This window comes from Thalassococcus arenae (genome assembly GCF_019104745.1).
In the GTDB taxonomy this organism is placed as follows: Bacteria; Pseudomonadota; Alphaproteobacteria; order Rhodobacterales; family Rhodobacteraceae; genus Thalassococcus_B; species Thalassococcus_B arenae.
Map to the genome: position 1 here is coordinate 1,814,146 of NZ_JAHRWL010000001.1, position 15,983 is coordinate 1,830,128.

At 64.9% G+C, this 15,983-nt stretch carries 19 protein-coding genes; 5 read left to right on the forward strand and 14 right to left on the reverse strand.

Annotated elements, in window-relative coordinates; all coding sequences use genetic code 11:
• A complete protein-coding gene (locus KUH32_RS09000; protein WP_217777695.1) occupies positions 1 to 1,182 on the forward strand; it encodes a beta-barrel domain-containing protein in 1,182 nt (393 codons plus the stop codon).
• A gap of 112 nt (positions 1,183 to 1,294) precedes the next feature.
• Here the strand turns inward: KUH32_RS09000 and dtd are convergent, their stop codons facing one another.
• Positions 1,295 to 1,738: a D-aminoacyl-tRNA deacylase gene (gene dtd, locus KUH32_RS09005; protein ID WP_217777696.1), complete on the reverse strand. Its 444-nt coding sequence runs from the start codon at positions 1,736 to 1,738 to the stop codon at positions 1,295 to 1,297.
• A complete protein-coding gene (locus KUH32_RS09010) occupies positions 1,735 to 2,631 on the reverse strand; it encodes a carbohydrate kinase family protein (protein WP_217777697.1) in 897 nt (298 codons plus the stop codon). Before KUH32_RS09010 ends, dtd begins: the two co-directional genes overlap by 4 nt.
• Positions 2,632 to 2,770: 139 nt before the next feature.
• Between KUH32_RS09010 and KUH32_RS09015 the strand changes: the two genes are divergently transcribed.
• Positions 2,771 to 3,184 carry an Hsp20/alpha crystallin family protein gene (locus KUH32_RS09015; protein ID WP_217777698.1) on the forward strand — a complete coding sequence of 138 codons (414 nt, stop codon included), beginning with the start codon at positions 2,771 to 2,773 and terminating at the stop codon, positions 3,182 to 3,184.
• Positions 3,185 to 3,187: 3 nt separating this feature from the next.
• Here the strand turns inward: KUH32_RS09015 and KUH32_RS09020 are convergent, their stop codons facing one another.
• From KUH32_RS09020 to KUH32_RS09055, 8 genes are all read right to left on the reverse strand, one after another.
• Positions 3,188 to 4,300: a TFIIB-type zinc finger domain-containing protein gene (locus tag KUH32_RS09020; RefSeq protein ID WP_217777699.1), complete on the reverse strand. Its 1,113-nt coding sequence runs from the start codon at positions 4,298 to 4,300 to the stop codon at positions 3,188 to 3,190.
• An 82-nt stretch (positions 4,301 to 4,382) separates the two neighbouring features.
• The gene (locus KUH32_RS09025; RefSeq protein ID WP_217777700.1) at positions 4,383 to 5,495 is read right to left on the reverse strand and encodes an SPFH domain-containing protein; all 1,113 of its coding nucleotides are present in this window, start codon (positions 5,493 to 5,495) and stop codon (positions 4,383 to 4,385) included.
• 16 nt (positions 5,496 to 5,511) lie between these two features.
• Positions 5,512 to 6,498 (reverse strand): DUF2927 domain-containing protein, encoded by a 987-nt coding sequence (locus KUH32_RS09030; RefSeq protein ID WP_217777701.1) that lies wholly within the window; start codon positions 6,496 to 6,498, stop codon positions 5,512 to 5,514.
• Position 6,499: 1 nt separating this feature from the next.
• Positions 6,500 to 7,699, reverse strand: coding sequence for a toxic anion resistance protein (locus tag KUH32_RS09035; protein WP_217777702.1), 1,200 nt, complete (start codon positions 7,697 to 7,699; stop codon positions 6,500 to 6,502).
• Positions 7,700 to 7,722: 23 nt separating this feature from the next.
• The gene (locus tag KUH32_RS09040) at positions 7,723 to 8,613 is read right to left on the reverse strand and encodes a 5-bromo-4-chloroindolyl phosphate hydrolysis family protein (RefSeq protein ID WP_217777703.1); all 891 of its coding nucleotides are present in this window, start codon (positions 8,611 to 8,613) and stop codon (positions 7,723 to 7,725) included.
• A 173-nt stretch (positions 8,614 to 8,786) separates the two neighbouring features.
• Positions 8,787 to 9,620: a hypothetical protein gene (locus KUH32_RS09045; RefSeq protein ID WP_217777704.1), complete on the reverse strand. Its 834-nt coding sequence runs from the start codon at positions 9,618 to 9,620 to the stop codon at positions 8,787 to 8,789.
• A 10-nt stretch (positions 9,621 to 9,630) separates the two neighbouring features.
• Complete coding sequence (locus tag KUH32_RS09050) at positions 9,631 to 9,825, reverse strand: hypothetical protein (protein ID WP_217777705.1); 195 nt, start codon at positions 9,823 to 9,825, stop codon at positions 9,631 to 9,633.
• A gap of 84 nt (positions 9,826 to 9,909) precedes the next feature.
• The gene (locus KUH32_RS09055; protein WP_217777706.1) at positions 9,910 to 10,698 is read right to left on the reverse strand and encodes a pseudouridine synthase; all 789 of its coding nucleotides are present in this window, start codon (positions 10,696 to 10,698) and stop codon (positions 9,910 to 9,912) included.
• Between the two features lie 75 nt (positions 10,699 to 10,773).
• Between KUH32_RS09055 and KUH32_RS09060 the strand changes: the two genes are divergently transcribed.
• On the forward strand, positions 10,774 to 11,226 hold the full coding sequence (locus tag KUH32_RS09060; protein ID WP_217777707.1) for a nucleoside deaminase: 453 nt from the start codon (positions 10,774 to 10,776) through the stop codon (positions 11,224 to 11,226).
• Positions 11,223 to 11,768: a pseudouridine synthase gene (locus KUH32_RS09065; protein ID WP_217777708.1), complete on the forward strand. Its 546-nt coding sequence runs from the start codon at positions 11,223 to 11,225 to the stop codon at positions 11,766 to 11,768. Before KUH32_RS09060 ends, KUH32_RS09065 begins: the two co-directional genes overlap by 4 nt.
• A gap of 61 nt (positions 11,769 to 11,829) precedes the next feature.
• On the opposite strand, the gene hemF is transcribed toward KUH32_RS09065, so the two are convergent.
• Genes hemF through clpS form a run of 4 tightly spaced genes read right to left on the reverse strand, consistent with a single transcriptional unit; the run spans position 11,830 to position 14,979 of the window.
• Positions 11,830 to 12,720 (reverse strand): oxygen-dependent coproporphyrinogen oxidase, encoded by an 891-nt coding sequence (gene hemF, locus KUH32_RS09070; protein WP_217777709.1) that lies wholly within the window; start codon positions 12,718 to 12,720, stop codon positions 11,830 to 11,832.
• A 56-nt stretch (positions 12,721 to 12,776) separates the two neighbouring features.
• Positions 12,777 to 13,577, reverse strand: a complete 801-nt coding sequence (locus KUH32_RS09075; protein ID WP_217777710.1) for an SDR family NAD(P)-dependent oxidoreductase — start codon at positions 13,575 to 13,577, stop codon at positions 12,777 to 12,779.
• Positions 13,578 to 13,616: 39 nt separating this feature from the next.
• Entirely contained in the window at positions 13,617 to 14,603 is a 987-nt protein-coding gene (locus tag KUH32_RS09080) for a class I SAM-dependent methyltransferase (protein WP_217777711.1), read from the reverse strand.
• Positions 14,604 to 14,625: 22 nt separating this feature from the next.
• Positions 14,626 to 14,979, reverse strand: a complete 354-nt coding sequence (gene clpS / locus KUH32_RS09085) for an ATP-dependent Clp protease adapter ClpS (RefSeq protein ID WP_431358180.1) — start codon at positions 14,977 to 14,979, stop codon at positions 14,626 to 14,628.
• Positions 14,980 to 15,072: 93 nt separating this feature from the next.
• Between clpS and KUH32_RS09090 the strand changes: the two genes are divergently transcribed.
• A complete protein-coding gene (locus KUH32_RS09090) occupies positions 15,073 to 15,771 on the forward strand; it encodes an HAD family hydrolase (protein WP_217777712.1) in 699 nt (232 codons plus the stop codon).
• The last annotated feature ends 212 nt before the right edge of the window (positions 15,772 to 15,983 follow it).

Sequence of the window (15,983 nt, forward strand, 5' to 3'; positions counted from 1 at the left end):
ATGGCGGTTTCGACGACCAATCTCCAGGCGCAACTGGCCGCCACCCTGCGCGGCCCGTCATTGACCATCTGGCTGTGCGCGGCGACGGTCTGGGTGTTCATCATCTGGGCGTCCTATGCCTGGATCGACGAAATCGTGCGCGCCGACGGCGAGATCATCTCGTCCTCGCGGCCGCAGATCATCCAGAACCTCGAAGGCGGTATCCTGGCGGAATTGCTGGTCAAGGAAGGCGACGAGGTGCTGCGCGGCGACGTGCTGGCCAAGCTGCACGGCACGCAATTCCGGTCTTCGGTGGATGACCTCCAGGACCAGATCACAGCGCTGGAAATCCGCAGGTTGCGGCTCGAGGCGGAACTGGCGGGCGAAAGCCGGTTCGCCGTTCCCGACGATCTGGCCGACCGTCTTCCCGACATGGTCGCCTCGGAGCGCGCATTGCTGGAGGCGCGGCAATCGGATTACGTCGCCCGCCGCGACGGCGCGCGGCAGGTGCTGACCCAGGCGGCGAACGAGTTGAAACTGCTGGAGGACCTGCTGGACAAGAAGGTGGTGGCGCTGATCGAGGTGACCCGGGCGCGCAAGGCCCATGCCGACGCCAAGAACAAGCATGACGAGATCGTCACCCAGACCGAACTGAAGCGCGCCGAGGAATATTCGGACACGTTGAAGGAACTGGCGACGCTAAGGCAGAATCTCAAGTCCAGCGAAGACCAGTTGAACCGCACCGTCCTGACCAGCCCGATGCATGGCGTGGTGAACAAGCTGCATGTCACGACGATCGGCGGGGTGGTGCGTCCGGGCGAGGAAATCCTGCAGATCACCCCGATGGATGAGGAACTGCATGTCGAGGCGCAGGTGGCGCCCGAGGATATCGCCAATATCCGCCCGGGGCAGGCCGCGACGATCAAGCTCACGTCGTATGATTACACCGTTTACGGTACGCTGAAGGCTCGGGTTGACGTGATTTCCGCCGACACGTTCAAGGACGATCGCCGCCCCGATGACCCACCGCATTACAAGGTTACGCTGCGGGTGGACATGGGATCGTTGACCGACCGGCAGGCGCGGATCGAAATCCGCCCGGGCATGCTGGCGCAGGTGGAATTGCACACCGGCGAGAAGACGGTTCTGCAATACCTGCTGAAGCCGCTCTACAAGTCGCGCGAAGCGCTGCGCGAGCCGTGATCCCGGAAGATGAGCGGCCATGCGGCCGCACGGGATGTCTCGCCGCCGCCTTTGGCGGTGGCTCGGAGAAGTGCGTATTTCTCAAAGAGAAGAAGGGGTGCGGTTTCGCCCGTCAGGTCTCGGTGTCCATCCAGATGGTGACCGGGCCGTCATTGGTCAGGCTGACGGCCATGTCGGCGCCGAAACGGCCCTTGGCGACCGGAATGCCCAGGGTGTCCAACTGTGCGGTGAAGTATTCGTAGAGACGCTCACCTTCGTCCGGCGGTGCGGCGGTGGAAAAGCCGGGACGGTTGCCGCGCGCGGTGTCGGCGGCCAGGGTGAACTGGCTGACCACCAGGGCCGAGCCGCCGATATCGCCGACAGCGCGATTCATCTTGCCGTCGCTGTCCTTGAAGATGCGCAACCTGGCGATCTTTGCGGCCAGCCTTTCGGCCTGCGCGTCGGTGTCGCCCTGCATCGCACAGACCAGGACCAGAAGACCCGGACCGATCTCGGCGAGCGTCGCGCCATCGACGGCGACCCGGGCCTGCGAAACGCGCTGGATGAGCGCCCTCACAATTCGCGGTCCCAGGGCGGGTTGGCACCTGCGCGGCTGACCGTCACAGCGGCCGCGCGAATGCCGAGATCGGCGGCGGCAAGCAGGGCGTCCGGATCGGCCCCCAACGACTTGCGGTCCAGCGCGCCTGCGCGGTGCAGGCCGGCGAGGAACCCGGCATTGAAGGTATCGCCTGCGCCCACGGTATCGACCACGGCGACCTTGCGCGCGGCGATCCGGTGTTCGCCCTGGTCCGTCACCAGATCGATCCCGTCGGCGCCGCGCGTGACCAGGACGATTCGCGCACCGGCTTGCAAAAGCTCGGCGGGCGAGGTGGCCAGCCAGTGCATGTCTTCGTCCGACACCTTGACGATATCGGCGCGGCCCAACATGGCGCCCAGCCGCGTGCGGTATTTCGCTTCGTCGGAGATGAAGCCGGGGCGGATATTGGGATCGATCATCACCACGCGGTCGTTGTCTCCGGTGCAAAGCGCGGCATAGGTGTTCGCCTGCGGTTCCGACACCAGGCTGATGCCACCGAAGAACAGCGCGGTGGTGCTGCCGTCGAGATCGGGCAGGTCCGATGCCTCGAACATTCGCCCGGCGGTGCCTTCGTCGTAGAAGGCGTATTGCGCTTGACCGTTCGTCAGCGTGACGAAGGCCAGCGTCGTGGGACGGGGCGAGCGCGGGCAGAGGCTGTGATCGACATGGCTGGCCCCCAAGGTGTCGCTGAGCAGCGTGCCGAACAGGTCCGTCGACAGGCCGCCAAGGTAGCCCGATGGCGCGCCCAGCCGGCCCAGTGCGATGGCGGTGTTGAAAACCGATCCGCCGGCATAGGGCGCAAAGGCCCGTTCGCCGCTGGCGGTTTCCCGCGGCAGCATGTCGATCAGCGCTTCTCCGCAGCATAGGATCATGGCGAGGGTCCTTTTCCCGTTTGCGCTAACATGCCGAAACCGACGGCGATCGGCAAGCCGCCGATTTGCGTCGGATCAAACCGGTGGCCGCGAGGCCGGTCATATTGGATCCGGGAACTTTAGAAAGGAGCACCAATCCATGGTCGAATCGAACCAGACCGGCTTGTGGCCGAACCTCTATGCACCGTTCCGCGGTCTGAGCAGCAAGCTGGGCGAATGGTTGTCGCCCGCTTCCGATGCCTCTTCGGACGACAAGGCGTATCGCATTTCGCTGGAATTGCCGGGCGTCGGAGAGGACGCGATCGAGTTGAACGTCGACCAGGGCGTACTGACCGTTTCCGGCGAGAAATCGGAAAGCCGCGAGGACAAGGGCGACACCTGGTATTTCAGCGAACGCCAGTATGGTGCGTTCCGGCGGTCGTTCCGGTTGCCCGGTGACGCGGATGCCGAAAAGGCCGAGGCGCATGTCAAGGACGGTGTGCTGGAGGTCACCGTGCCGCGTAAGGCGCCCGAACAGGGCTCCGGTACCAAGATCAAGGTCAAGAAGGGCTGAGGATCAGATGGCGCCCTGGTTCAGGGCGACGGCATAGCCGATGGCAGCGGCGAGACTCAGGCCGACGGCAACGGCAATGGCGATCTTCCAGGCGGACCATGGCCGTTCGCCCTGAACCCGGCCGGTACGGCCGTTGACGACAAAGCGATAGGTCTTGCCGCGATACTTGTAGGCGGCCAGCCAAACCGGCAGCAGGACATGCTTGAAGGTCACGTCGCTGACCCGGGTGTCGATGTGGTGGATGCGCTGGCGGTCACCGCCGATGTCGAATTTGACGTCGCGCTCGATCACGCGGTCCATGTGGGCGCGGGCCTCGTGATAGCCTTCGTCCAGGTCAACCTGATAACCTTCGGCGCGGAAGCCGGCGAGGAATTCCGGCCGGTAGGGTTCCAGTGCGGCCAGGTCCCAGGGTTCCAGCGCGTCGGTAAAGCGCTTGGGCAGGGACCGCGAGGCCAGCACCAGCACGTCGTCGAAGAACCGCGCCACGCGACCCGAGGCGGGGTTCCAGCGGATCTTCTGCACGCGAATCGTTTCGCGCTTGCCGTCGCGCATGACCGTGCGGCTCTCGTAGTAAACCGTGCCGCGTTCACCGCGATAGGCCGACTTGGTGTCGGCGTCGAAGGTCCAGTAGGGCACATAGATGCCCTGCATCCGCCGCCCCTTTCGCGCGTAGTCCTGCAGGCCGTTCGGCGCGAACCAGAGGCTGCCAAGCCAATCGGTCATGGCCGTTCGCGCGGCCGCTTCATCCAGCGCGAAGGGCAGCAGGCCGCGCGGCTTGATATGCCGGTGCGTGCCGGTATCGGTGACGACCGGCGTGGCGCAGAACGGGCATTCGGCGGCGTGCAGGTCCGGATCGAATTCCACCTGCGCGGCACAGTTCGGGCACTGCGAGACGCGGGTTTCCTCCATCTCCTGCAAGGGCAGCAGGTTGTCCATCGCGGTGCGGAAATCCAGCTCGGCGATGCCGCCTTCCCACGGGCCCACGGCGGCGATGTCCTGCGTGTCGCCGCAATGGTCGCAAACCAGGTGCGATTCGCCTGGAGCATAGCGGTAATCCGCGCCGCATTGCTGGCAGGGAAAGCGGTGTTCTTCGACGGTTTTCGTGCGCTCTTCCATGCCGGGCCCGCGTCCCTTGCTTCTTCTCTTTCACAAATACGCTCTGACGATACCGTCCGCGAACGATCGCGGGGTGGCGCGATCACGTTTCGGGTGGCGGCGGTGGCAGAACGGTGAAAAGCTGCGCCAGTTCCATTACTTCGCCCGCGCGTTTCCAGCCGTCCTGGCCGGCTGTCCACACCCAGCTGTCACGGGTCAGTTCGCCGCCGCTTGCCATCCGGCCAAGAGCCGCCTTGGAGAACGGGCCGGTCGTCTCGCCGCCGTTGGCGATGTGCCAGACATGCTCGACCGGCGGCGGAGGCGGCGCGATGGCGGCGGGTGCCGTTTCCGCCGGACGCGCGCCCCAGGGACCGGCCTGCGCCATCTGGGCGCCGATCTGCATGCCGAGGCCCGCGCCGACACCGGCCTGGATTACGCCGGCGCCCGCACCTTCGCGTCCGATACCTTCGGCGGCCTGAAAGTGCATGTATTCGTTGAGATTGCCGATCACGCCCATCGAGGTGCGCTTGTCCAGAACCTCCTCCACCTTCGGCGGCAGCGAGATGTTCTCGACATAGAGTTCGGGGATATCCAGTCCGTATTGCGCCAGGACCGGCGCGATCTCGCGCGCGACCAGCATGCCAAGTTCGCGGGTGTTTGCGGCCATGTCCAGCACCGGGATACCGGCGCGCGCCAACGTGCGCGAAAACTCCTGCACCAGGATGTTGCGGATGTGATAGCTGATCTCGTCCATGGTGAATTCGCCGTCGGTGCCGACGATTTCGACCAGGAACTTGGCCGGGTCGCTGACCCGCACCGAATACGATCCGTAGGCGCGCAGCCGCACCGGGCCGAATTCCGGATCGCGGCAGATGATCGGGTTCTTGGTGCCCCATTTCAGATCGTTGAACCGCGTCGTGTTGACGAAGTAGATCTCGGATTTGAAGGGGCTGCGGAAACCGTGATCCCAGTGATTGAGCGTCGTCAGGATCGGCATGTTGTTGGTCTCGAGCATGTAGAGCCCGGGTGTGAAGACATCCGCCAGTTGGCCCTCATGCACGAACACCGCGGCCTGACCTTCACGAACCGTCAACTTGGCGCCGTACTTGATCTCGTGCCCCTCGCGCTCGAAGCGCCAGACCATCGTGTCGCGAGTGTCGTCGGTCCAGTGGATGACGTCGATGAATTCGCCGGTCAGGAAATCGAAAATACCCATCGGGGCCTCCTTGGTGTCAGCTGGGTCCGCCCATAAGCTCGGCCACCTTCTGGCGGGCGATGGGCATGGCTTCTTCGGCGGTCATGCCGGGTCGCAGGCGGGGGTCGTAGAGAATGCGCAGCAGCAATTCGTCATGGCTTGTCAGCAGCGCGAATTCGTCGTCGTCGTTGAAGATCGACGGCCGGGCCGACGGATCGTCGTTGCCAAGGCCCAGGCCTTGGGCGACCTCTTCGTGGATGCAGGACAGGCGCAGCAGGTCGGGATGTTCCGACCGGATCAGCGCGATCGCGGTACCGTAGTCGTATCCCCCCGGCGTATCGGAAAAGGCAATGACGAGGCAGTGAATCGACCGCGGCAGGGTTTCGAAGACGCGCAGCGCTACCGGGTTCACGTCCGGCACGATCTGGCGAATGCGCGGAACGACCGAGGCGCGGTCGTCTTCGGTCATGAACAGAACGTAGAAGTTCGGATCGGCGTCGGACATCGCGATGGGATGGCCGGTGATGCGTGACAAACGCGAGACGAAGGCCGACAGTTGACGGCGGTCTGACGCGGCCTGCTCGGCGGGCACAGCCGCGCCGAATTCCGCCGAAACGCGAATCGGCTTGGTCCATTTCTTGATGGCGCTGTCGTCGTCGCGACCAGCCGGGGACAATCCGCTGCCCCGGCGATATTCGTCGGCCAGGGCGATTCGCTGGAAATTCCGCAGCAGCATCTCGTCGGTGTAGAGCGTATCGGGCCCGCCGCCATCGGTGCGCAGCAAACCGCGCGCCAGCAGGTCCGATTGCAGCCGTGCATAGTAGCGGGCGAGGTCACGACTGGCCTGCGATGCCTGTTGTGGTGCCGGCGTCGCCGCAGCCGGTTTGGGCGGCACCAGTCCGGCGGGCCGGGTCTGCGGTGTCGTGGCCGTGTTGCGGGGCGCAAGCTGACTGGTGTCGCACCCGGTCAGGGCCACGGCCAGTGCGGCCGCGCAGGCGGCCCTGAACAGGCGCCCCGCGGCCATGTCAGTTGGCGGGAACCGCGGTGCCGGCATTGTCGCCGACCCCGTCGCGGCGGGCCTTGGCCGACGCGAGCGTGTCGCGCAATTCGGCCTCCATCTTCTTCAACTCGGCCTCGGCGGCGGCGCGTCGCGCCTTGCCTTCGTCGGCGATCTGAAGGCTTTCCTGAATCGTACCGATCAGGTCTGCATTGGCCTGCTTGACCGCCTCGATGTCGAAGACGCCGCGCTCCATTTCCTCGCGGATCATGCGGTTGCTGTCGCGCAGGTTCTTGGCGTTGGCGGTCAGCAATTCGTTGGTCAGATCATTCGCGTCGCGCACGGCGGCGGCGGCCTCGGCGCTGCGCTGGATGGTCACGGCCTGGGCCAGTTGGGTTTCCCAAAGCGGAACCGTGTTGACCAGGGTCGAGTTGATCTTGGTCACCAGCGACTTGTCGTTTTCCTGCACCAGGCGGATCGACGGCAGCGATTGCATCGTGACCTGGCGGGTGAGTTTGAGGTCGTGCACCCGGCGTTCCAGATCGTCGCGCGCCGCGCGCAGGTCGCGCAATTCCTGCGCCATCATCACCTGGTCGTTCTCGGGCGCTTTCTGGACCTGGGCCTCTTTCGCCGGGATATCCTTTTCGTCCAGTTCTTTCAGCTTTTCCTCGCCCGCGGCGATATAAAGCGCCAGTTCATCGTAGAATTGCAGGGTCTTCTCATAGAGCAGGTCGAGCGACTTGATGTCCTTGAGCAGCTTGTGTTCGTGCTCCAGCAGGTTGTCGGTGATCCGGTCGATCTGGCCCTGCACCTTTTCGAAGCGCGCAGTGAACTTGGCGAAGGGCGCGGCCCGGCCCAGCAGCTTTTCCCACCAGGTGCGGTCGCGGCGGACGTCCAGTTCCGATACCGAAAAGCCGCGGATCGTGGTGACGATGCCGCGCAGGCTGTCGCCCGCGGGGCCCACATCCTTGTTGCGGACGTCCGACAGCATCGCCTGGCTGATTTCCTGCAACTCGGCCTGGGCGGCCGAGCCGAAAGAGACGATGGAATTGGTGTCGTCCATGTCGATCTCGCCCATGCGCGACCGGATCTCGGCGCCGACCTCGGCCGGGGCCTCGGCCAATGGCACGACGGCGTTGGCCTCGGCCGGTTCGGGCAGGATCACCGCGGTGACTTCATCGACAAGCGCCAGCGCCTCCTGCGCTTTCTGGCGGACCGTTTCAGACATGGAATACCTCCGTGTAAATTCCGTCACCCCTGGTCGAGGCGCACACCTTCGCGCTGCAAGCGATCGCGCAGCACATCGATTTCGACCGTCAGGTCGGTATTGTCGTCCAGAAGCAGCTTGCGTGTCTTCTGGCCAAAGCTTTCCTCGAGATCGGTCAGCAGCATCATGAAGCCCGACCGCGCCTCGCGGTCCTGCGTGCGCGAATAGACGTCGGCGAACTTGCCTGCCGCATCCCGCGCGCCCATCAGGTAGACGCCCAGGTATTTCTTGGCAGCGGTCAGGTCGCGCGGGTCTTCCTCGACCGTGCGGATCAGTTCGCGTGCCTTGATGGTAAAGCGTTCGACGCGGGCCTCGACCTGGCGGTCGCCGGCGCGACGCACCGCGTCGGCCATCGCGGCAAGATGCGCTTCGGCCTGGTCGACTGCCTTGGCCACGCGATCCTGCTGAAAGGTGTCGATGCCTTCCATTCCCTTGTCGCGCATCGGGTCGAAGCCGAAGGCGCCGATATGCAACACGCCTGCCGCAATTCCGAATATCGCCGGTGCGACGAAACCCGGTTCGGCCTTCCAGGCGGCGACCGCGGTGCCGATCCCGGCCAGGACCGCGGCAAAGGTCTTGCGCGGGATTCCCGGCCGCCGTGCGACCTTGCGGGCGTTGTAGGCGGCTTCGGCCTTGAGCCCGTCGCGCAACAGCCAGGCACCCAGCAGCAGCGACCCGGCTCCGATCAGGCCGGCGGCCAGTCCGGTCGCCCCGTCGTTGAGCGAGGTGAAGGCCAGAATGACAGGAGGGATGAAAAGCACATTCGAGCGCGCGCCGACCGGATCGACCTGCGCGCCGTGATAAGCCGGGCGGTCCGCGCCCTGTTCCGGCCCGCCGCCATCGGGGCTGAATTTTCCGCCATACCGCTTGGCCATCTCACATGCCTCCGATGACCCCGGACGTCACACCGAAGAGCAGCAGGATCAACAGGATGTAGGCGACCTTTTGCAAGGCTGTGCCGGACATAACACCCCCCGTTTGTGCTGTGTCGCAGCAAAGGTAAGGGGAATTGTCACGGCTTGCTAGGGGGAAAGCCCTGCGTTCGTCCTCAGGCCGCGCTTTCCCGCGGCATGCGGTTCAGAAGCAGGTCGGCTTCGCGGTCGTAGATGTCTTCCTTGGGCGACGCGACCCGGCGGTGCATCATGTTCTCGAAGGCGGACACCAACGCGTCGAGCGCCGCGACGTAACGCGTGCGGGCGAACTGAGAGCCCGAGCCGTCCCATTGGGTTTCGAGCCGTGCCACTTCGGCGTCCAGCAGGCGCAGCAACTTGGCTGTCGCCTTTTCGCCTTTCGGCGTTTCGGCATGGCTGGCCGCCGCCGTACGCAATCTGGCGATCACCCGGTCGCGTGCCGATTCCGTGCGGTAGGTCAGATCGGTATCGCCGAGCCTGGCGACACGGCCGATGATCAAGTCGAACTGCCCGGCGGTGCTTCCTGCCGGATCCGGGCTGTCGTCCGTCTCGACAGCGGATTCCTCGGCCCGGGAAGCGTTTTGCGCAAGGGTGTCAGGGCCGAAGGCGGCAAATGCCAGCCCCGCGGCCAATATCCCGCACAGCGATGCCGGAAGCAGTCCGTCGATCTTGTGACCGGCCAGGACGAACACGACCAGCCCGATCAGCAAGTAGCCGAAAGCCTTGTACGGCAAGCGTGGCAGCGGGTTCGACGGATCGGCGCGATGGGCGTTCTGCAGCGCCAGACCGTTGCCGATAAGATGCAGCGCAAGGCCCAGGAAGCCCATCATGACCGCCGCAGTCGTCATGCTGAAATGGTCTGCGCCGAACGGCCAGATCAGAACCGGTATCGCAGCAAGGAAAAGCGCCCCCAGATTGCCGACGGCGTGGGGTTCGACCATGCGGATGATCCGGGCGCGTTGCAGCTTCATGTCGCCATCCTCAAAAATAGCTCAGGCCGAAGATGAGCAGCCACAACGCGGCAAAGGCCAACCGCCCATGCAGGCCGCTGCGCTGGCGCGCGCGTGTCGCAGCCACGCTGATCGCACCGATCGTGTCCTGCGTCACTTCACGCAGGCTGGTCAGTATCGCGACAAGGGTCATGGCCAGAACGGCCAGCGCAATCAAGGTCCACATGGGGCGAGTGTTTCGCCGAATCCCGGCGAAATCTGGGCAAGGATTCGAAAAAACAAGGAATAGTTAACGCCGCGCCAGAAAGGTTCAGCCTGGTTTGCCGCGTCGGCGACGGGACGGTTTGGGCCTGTCGGGCTTGGCGCCGTCCAGTCCCAACTGGTCGCGCACGACCCGTCCTCGGACCTCTTGCACTTCACCCGGTTTCAGCTGTCCCAACTGGAACGGACCATAGGAAACCCGGATCAGTCTGTTCACCGTCAGCCCGATATCGGCCATCGCGCGGCGAACCTCGCGGTTCTTTCCCTCACGCAGGCCGACCGTCAGCCAGGCATTGGCACCCTGTTGCCGGTCCAGCGTTACCACCATCGGCTGGAAACGCTGACCTTCGACCACGATCCCGTCACGGAGCGGTTGCAGCATGGCGTCGGTCGGACGGCCGTTGACCCGGACACGGTACCGGCGCAGCCAGCCGGTGGACGGCAGTTCCATCCGCCGTTTCAGCGCGCCGTCATTGGTCAGCAAAAGCAGGCCTTCGGAATTCAGGTCCAGCCGGCCCACCGACATCACGCGCGGCAGATCGTCGGGCAGGTCGTCGAAGATCGTCGGGCGCCCCTGGTCGTCGCGATGCGTCGTCACGAGGCCGGGCTTTTTGTGATAAAGCCACATCCGCGGCGCTTCGGGCGCTTCCAGGGCGACGCCGTCCACGGTGACCCTGTCACTGTCCGTGACGTTCAGCGCCGGGCTGTCGATCACGGCGCCGTTCACCGTGACGCGGCCTGCCAGGATCAATCGCTCCGCCTCGCGACGGCTGGCGCGTCCCGCGCGGGCGATCACCTTGGCGATCCGGTCGCCTGTCTGTTCGGACTTGCTGCTCATGCGGCGGCTCTAACGCAAAGCCCGCGCCGGGGAAAGCGTTGCGATGCGCGCCTGCGCCGCGCTAAGAGGCGGATCATGCAATCGCCCGGCCATATGGATACCGCCCTTGCTGAAGCCCGCGCCGCAGCCGCGCGCGGCGAAGTGCCCGTTGGCGCGGTACTGGTCGGTCCGGACGGGCGGGTCGTCGCCCAGGCCGGGAACCGCACGCGCGAACGCAGCGATCCCACCGCCCATGCCGAAATCGAGGTGCTGCGCGCCGCCTGCGCTGCCGCCGGGTCGGAACGGCTTCCTGATCACGATCTCTATGTGACGCTGGAACCCTGTCCGATGTGTGCCGCCGCGATATCCTTTGCCCGCATCCGTCGGCTGTACTATGCGGCGGCCGATCCCAAGTCCGGTGGCGTGGCGCATGGCGCGCGGGTCTTCGCGCATCCGCAATGCCACCACGCGCCCGAAATATACGACGGCATAGCCGCCGAAGAGGCCGAGGCGGTGTTGAAAGCGTTCTTCGCCGCAAGGCGGCCATGAGCCGCGTCGTCCTGTTCAACAAGCCCTACGGCGTGCTGTCGCAATTCACCGATCGCGGCAATGCCGACAGCCCCCGCGCCACGCTGTCGGATTTCATCGACCTGCCGGGCGTCTACCCGGCGGGTCGCCTAGACCGTGACAGCGAAGGCCTGCTGGTGCTGACCGATGACGGGCGGCTGCAGGCGCGGATCGCCGCGCCGAAATTCGCCAAACCCAAAACCTATCTCGTACAAGTCGAAGGAAGACCGGACACGCCGCAACTGGATGCGTTGCGGCGCGGCGTTGTGCTGAAGGACGGCCCGACCCGTCCGGCGCAGGCCGAAGCCATCGCACCGCCTGACCTGTGGCCCCGCGACCCGCCGATCCGGCTGCGCAAGACGGTGCCCGATTCCTGGCTGCGGCTGACCATTACCGAAGGGCGCAACCGGCAGGTGCGGCGGATGGTGGCGCATGTCGGTCTGCCCTGCCTGCGGCTGGTGCGCTGGTCGGTGGGCGAGTGGTCGGTCGAAGGGCTCGAGCCGGGGGCTTGGCGCGTGTTGTGATGCCTCGGTGAGGGGCCAGCCCCTCACACTCCCCGGGATATTTCAGGCCAGATGAAGCGGATCAGGTCCACTTGGCCACAGGCGGCAGGCTCATCAGCACCGCGTTGGCGTCGTGACCGGTGGCCAGCCCGAACTTGGTGCCGCGGTCGTAGACGAGGTTGTATTCGGCATAAAGCCCGCGGTGGACTAGCTGGGCGTCCTTGTCGGCATCGGTGAACGCCTGCACCCGGCGCCTTTCGACCAGCGGCAGATAGGCGGGCAGGAAGGCACGGCCGATGTCCTGTGTCAGCGCGAAATCGGCCTCCCAATCGCCGGAATTGCGATCGTCCATGAAGATGCCTCCGACGCCGCGGGCGCGGCCGCGATGGGGAACGAAGAAATACTCGTCCGCCCAGGCCTTGAGCTCGGGATAGAGCGCGTCCCCGTGCGGATCGAGATGGGCTTTCTGCGTGGCGTGGAAATGCGCGGTGTCCTCGGCGTATTCGATACAGGGGTTGAGGTCGGAGCCGCCGCCGAACCACCAGGCATGCGGCGTCCAGAACATCCGCGTGTTCATGTGCACCGCGGGCACGTGCGGGTTCTGCATATGCGCCACAAGGCTGATGCCCGAGGCCCAGAAGCTCGGATCGTCTTCCATGCCCGGCACGCCGCGCGCCGCCATCGCCTTTTGCGCGGCAGGACCAAGCGCGCCGTAGACGGTCGAGACGTTGACACCGACCTTTTCGAACACCCGCCCGCCGCGCATCACGCTCATCAACCCGCCGCCCGCATCCGCGCCGTCATCGGCGTGGCGCGTGGTCTTGGACACCTCGAACCGGCCGGGCGCGCGATCGCTGAACGGGCCTTCGGAATGGCTGTCCTCCAACGCTTCGAAGGCGGCGGTGATGTCGTCGCGCAGCTGCCGGAACCAGGCGCTGGCGCGGGTCTTTTCGGTCTCGAAACTGTCGGTCATCGCGGTCGTCCCCTTTTTTGCGGACCCTTCCGCATCGGGTCGGAAATCGCAACCGGTCAATGCGCCGGCGCGGCCACCGGATCGAGCAGGGTGCGGCCGCCATCCACGGTGATGATCTGCCCGGTCATGAAACCCGCGCCTTCGGAGGCGAGGAACTGCACCGCTTCGGCCACTTCGCCGGGCGCCGCGATACGGCCCAGCGGCGTATGTTTTTCGATATCGCCACGGTAATCGCGGTGGTCGCGAAGTGTTTCCCTGAGGCTGCTTGACATCACCGACCCGAATGCGACGGCGTTGACCCGGATGCGTTCTGGGGCAAGGGCGACCGCCATGGATCGGGTCATCTGATCCAGCGCTGCGCAGGCAACGGAATAGCCCATTAGGTTCGGATGCGACCGGCGCGCCGCGATCGAGGACATGTTGATGATCGCGCCCGCCTGGCCTTCTTCCTGTCCCTTCGCCTGTTTTATCATCCGTTTGGCGACCAGTTGGCTGAGCCTGAGTGCCGTCATCAGGTTCTGGTTCAGCAGTTGTTCCACGGCGTCGTGATCCAGGTCGAGCGGGTCCGAGGGCACCACCTGGCGCGAACCGTTCACCAGGATGTCGACCCGGTCGAAGGCGTCCAGCGTGGCGGAGAGCAGGTTCGCCAGCGTCAGCCTTTCGCGCAGATCTCCCGCGAAATAGCGCATACCGTTGCCGTCATCCTCGGTGCCACATTCCTTGGCCAGACGGTCTTCGTCCATGTCCGCGAACATGACGTTCGCGCCCATGTCCGAGAAATGCCGCGCGATGGCGAGGCCGATGCCGTTGGCGGCGCCGGTCACGATCGCGGTCTTGCCCTCGATGGAAAAACTCATGGGTTTGCCCTTGCTTGTGTTGCGCGACCCTAGCCGGGTTCAGCCCTTGTGACGAGTGGGGCGGCGCGCGTGAAGGATCTTGAACCGGGCGTCGCCGCCGGTTTCGGTGCAGTCCCGAAAATGCTTGGTCAGCGCGGCTTCGTAAGGCAGGTGACGGTTGGCGACCATCCACAGATGCCCCGATTGCGACAGCAGCCGCGCCGCAGCGGCGATAAACGATTGCCCGATACCCGGATCGCCCCGGCGCCCGGCATGAAAGGGCGGGTTCATTACCACGGCGTCCAGCGGCGCGGGCGTTTTCCACGTCGTCGCATCCGCCCAATGAAAGTGCGCGCGGGGGTCGGTCACGTTGCGCCGCGCGCAGTCCAGGGCCGCCTTGTCGGCTTCTACGAGGTGAAGGGCCGCGACCGTGTCGCTGCGCAGTATGGTCGGTGCCAGCGCGCCCCAGCCGGCGCCCAGATCGGCGATCTGCCCGGACAGGCCACGCGGCAAAGCGTCGGCCAGAAAGGCCGAGGCCGGGTCAGTGGCATCGGACGAAAACACACCCGGCGCCGTCCAGAAACCGTCACTGTTGCGTGTCGCGCCATGCGCCCAGTCGGCAAAGGCATCGGATGCGGCCAACCAGGCAAGCTTGCCATGCGCCTTGGACACCACGCCCTCAAGCGTCGTCCTGCCGCGCATCGCCTTGAGCACGGATTCGACCCCGTCTTCCTTTTGCCCGTCGATGATGACCAGTCCGCCCGGCGCGAGCGCGCAGGCCTGCGCGACCCGGCTTTCGGCCAACGCACGCGCACGGGGTATGAATGCGATGGCGATGTCGAATGGGCCCTGCGCGTTATCCGTGACGGTGACGCCCCGCCGCTCCCAATGATCGAAATCCGGGCGAAAGTCCTGTTGCACAACCGTCGAGCCCGGCGCGAAGGCGTCGATTTCGAAATCCCCCGGCGCTCCGATCAGAACGCAGCGCGCGTCGTCGGGAAGGACAAGCCCGGATTTCAAGGCGTGTTGAAGTCTGTCGGATCGCATGCTGACGCGGGCCGTGGCCCGACTATTCCTTTTCCATCGTGCATTGCAGAGGATGCTGATGGCGGCGGGCGAAATCCATCACCTGGCCCACCTTGGTTTCGGCGATCTCGTGGCTGAACACGCCGACCACCGCGACACCCTTCTTGTGCACGGTCAGCATCACTTCGAATGCTTGGGCATGGCTCATGCCGAAGAACCGTTCGAGGACGTGGACGACGAATTCCATCGGCGTGTAGTCGTCGTTCAGCAACAGCACCTTGTAAAGCGGCGGGCGCTTGGTCTTCTGACGGGTTTCCACCACCACACCGGTATCGCCTTCGCCCGGAGGCGTCGCCCCGGCCATGCGGATCGTGTGGAATGTGAAGACGTCGGTCATCGTGGCGCGCGTCTATCCGGTTGGCTGACTTCGTTGCGGTTATATAATCGGACGGGCGGCAGAGAAAAGAGCCGCGATGGGTCTAGGCGCGGCATGACACGGAATTTGCGAACAATCGGCTTCGATGCGGATGATACCCTTTGGCACAACGAACGGTTCTTCCAGCTGACGCAGGAACGATTCGCGGCGCTGCTGCGCGACCATGCGGAGCGTGAGCATCTCGAGCAACGCCTGATCGCCGCCGAGCGCCGCAATATCGGGCATTACGGTTTCGGCGTTAAAGGCTTTGTCCTGTCGATGATCGAAACCGCGGTCGAAGTGACCGACGGCAAGGTGCCGGGAACTGTGGTTGCGGCGCTGCTGGACGCTGGACGCGAGATGCTGGCCCACCCGATCGAATTGCTGCCCCATGCCCGCGACGCGATCGAGGCGCTGGCCGGCAGTCATCACCTGGTGCTGATCACCAAGGGCGATCTGCTGCATCAGGAACGCAAGCTGGCGCAATCGGGTCTGGGCGACCTGTTCGACCACGTCGAAATCGTGTCTGACAAGACCCCGTCCGTCTATGCGCGCATCTTCCATCCGCTTCCCGGCGGCGTTCGAGCCGCGATGATGGTCGGCAACTCGATGAAATCTGATGTTTGTCCGGCGATCGAGGCGGGCGGCTGGGGCGTTTTCGTCCCGCACGATCTGCAATGGGATCTGGAACATGCCGAACCTCCGGACAGCCCCAGATACCGCGCGATCGACGACCTTGGCGGGTTGCCGACGCTTGTCGGCGACATCGGTTGAAAACGCGCGGATCAAGCGCATTTCCGCCGCCTTATTCCCGCCACATTTGCCTTATTTCCGCCACAATGGCCGGTTTTGGGCGGGGTGTTTCCCCAACCGCTAGATGTTGAATGCATGCTTCTGAAAAATAAGGGGATATCAAGGGATTGTAGGCTTCTCCTCATGCCCTTGTTGTGGTAGCCTCTAGAAAATTAAAACAAATGCCCACCGAA

What these genes read in the sequence shown, in the direction of transcription:
- KUH32_RS09025 (WP_217777700.1), bottom strand. Translation starts at nt 5,495, where the DNA reads ATGGGTATTTTCGATTTCCTGACCGGCGAATTCATCGACGTCATCCAC.
- KUH32_RS09035 (WP_217777702.1), bottom strand. Translation starts at nt 7,699, where the DNA reads ATGTCTGAAACGGTCCGCCAGAAAGCGCAGGAGGCGCTGGCGCTTGTC.
- KUH32_RS09090 (WP_217777712.1), top strand. Translation starts at nt 15,073, where the DNA reads ATGACACGGAATTTGCGAACAATCGGCTTCGATGCGGATGATACCCTT.
- KUH32_RS09075 (WP_217777710.1), bottom strand. Translation starts at nt 13,577, where the DNA reads ATGAGTTTTTCCATCGAGGGCAAGACCGCGATCGTGACCGGCGCCGCC.
- KUH32_RS09010 (WP_217777697.1), bottom strand. Translation starts at nt 2,631, where the DNA reads ATGATCCTATGCTGCGGAGAAGCGCTGATCGACATGCTGCCGCGGGAA.
- KUH32_RS09030 (WP_217777701.1), bottom strand. Translation starts at nt 6,498, where the DNA reads ATGGCCGCGGGGCGCCTGTTCAGGGCCGCCTGCGCGGCCGCACTGGCC.
- KUH32_RS09055 (WP_217777706.1), bottom strand. Translation starts at nt 10,698, where the DNA reads ATGAGCAGCAAGTCCGAACAGACAGGCGACCGGATCGCCAAGGTGATC.
- KUH32_RS09080 (WP_217777711.1), bottom strand. Translation starts at nt 14,603, where the DNA reads ATGCGATCCGACAGACTTCAACACGCCTTGAAATCCGGGCTTGTCCTT.
- KUH32_RS09040 (WP_217777703.1), bottom strand. Translation starts at nt 8,613, where the DNA reads ATGGCCAAGCGGTATGGCGGAAAATTCAGCCCCGATGGCGGCGGGCCG.
- KUH32_RS09065 (WP_217777708.1), top strand. Translation starts at nt 11,223, where the DNA reads ATGAGCCGCGTCGTCCTGTTCAACAAGCCCTACGGCGTGCTGTCGCAA.
- KUH32_RS09045 (WP_217777704.1), bottom strand. Translation starts at nt 9,620, where the DNA reads ATGAAGCTGCAACGCGCCCGGATCATCCGCATGGTCGAACCCCACGCC.
- hemF (WP_217777709.1), bottom strand. Translation starts at nt 12,720, where the DNA reads ATGACCGACAGTTTCGAGACCGAAAAGACCCGCGCCAGCGCCTGGTTC.
- KUH32_RS09060 (WP_217777707.1), top strand. Translation starts at nt 10,774, where the DNA reads ATGCAATCGCCCGGCCATATGGATACCGCCCTTGCTGAAGCCCGCGCC.
- KUH32_RS09000 (WP_217777695.1), top strand. Translation starts at nt 1, where the DNA reads ATGGCGGTTTCGACGACCAATCTCCAGGCGCAACTGGCCGCCACCCTG.
- clpS (WP_431358180.1), bottom strand. Translation starts at nt 14,979, where the DNA reads ATGACCGACGTCTTCACATTCCACACGATCCGCATGGCCGGGGCGACG.
- KUH32_RS09020 (WP_217777699.1), bottom strand. Translation starts at nt 4,300, where the DNA reads ATGGAAGAGCGCACGAAAACCGTCGAAGAACACCGCTTTCCCTGCCAG.
- KUH32_RS09050 (WP_217777705.1), bottom strand. Translation starts at nt 9,825, where the DNA reads ATGTGGACCTTGATTGCGCTGGCCGTTCTGGCCATGACCCTTGTCGCG.
- KUH32_RS09015 (WP_217777698.1), top strand. Translation starts at nt 2,771, where the DNA reads ATGGTCGAATCGAACCAGACCGGCTTGTGGCCGAACCTCTATGCACCG.